Annotated in this window: 1 protein-coding gene; it reads right to left on the bottom strand. The window is 49.2% G+C overall.

Features of this window, described 5'->3' with window-relative positions:
• Positions 1 to 226, bottom strand: a 226-nt coding sequence (locus AC0L3S_RS39700; protein ID WP_473285442.1) for a DsbA family protein, incomplete at its 3' end; no start/stop codon positions are given.
• Positions 227 to 240: the final 14 nt, after the last annotated feature.

Below are 240 nucleotides of genomic sequence, written 5' to 3'. Positions count from 1 at the left end.
GATTCAGCTGATATTTACCGTTAACAAACATCGCCGGAACGCCACGCAATTGCACGTCAGCTGCAGCTTTTTCCTGCTGAGCGACCAGAGATTTCACCACGAAGCTGTTCCACGCCGCGTCGTACTCTTCACCTTTAATACCTGCGTTGATAAATACATCGCGGATATCAGAAGCAGAACGAATGGTCTGGGTTTTCTGTACGCCTTCAAACAGCGGAACAGTCACTTTGTCTTCCACGC

The sequence above is a fragment of the Bradyrhizobium sp. Ken01 genome (assembly GCF_055807355.1).
Note: the sequence above shows the minus strand (reverse complement) of the source record. Positions and strands in the feature narration are given on the sequence as shown.